The following is a 690-nucleotide window of genomic DNA, read 5'->3' on the forward strand; positions in this document are numbered from 1 at the left end:
AGGGACAAATTTGTTACTATAAAGTTTTACCTAACTGTTTTTACTAATACCTCAACCTTTACCTTACGCCTAAAGGTTTGTAGATAATAGCGCTGTCAAAGCGCCCTATCCAACGAATAGATTATATTATTTTAGCTTACCATCGCACTGTATTGTCGCGCAGGTATAGGAACATACCCACATGCAACAGTTTCAGTCATTAAAACGTCTGCTTCTCTTTTATATTTTGACACTGCTAATAATGCTGGCTTTATACTATGCCATGATGCTTTCGACGCTCAAAACTCAGAGCCAGACGCATAGCCAAGTTGTGTTTGCAGCGTTGAAGCATGAGATTATTAATCACGCCGTACCGACAGAAACTGAAATCGAAAACATCGTTACCAAACCTTTTTTTCAAGACATAAGCTACCAGCTGATTTTTATGCTGCCGTCTGGACAAACGTATGTTTATCATCACATACAACCTCAAGAAACCGAGTTTACTAGCGTGACTTTTCCTACGCTTACCTCAACATCTACTACAAATAACAGCTCGTATCAGATAGATAATGACACATTAACTGGTAGAATTAAGCTTGAAAACGGTCATCAGATATATGTCGTACTGCGTCATCAACCTCTCAATATAAGCTGGATATCCTATCAATTTTGGTTGCCACTAATGACAGCGATTATGTTATTTAGTTT

General features: G+C 38.1%; 1 pseudogene. It reads left to right on the forward strand.

Annotated features, from left to right (window positions below):
- Nucleotides 1-262: 262 nt before the first annotated feature.
- Nucleotides 263-690 (forward strand): annotated as a pseudogene (locus ACS8FD_RS20870) (response regulator); the annotation flags it as partial.

It is taken from the genome of Psychrobacter sp. 1U2 (assembly GCF_051847575.1).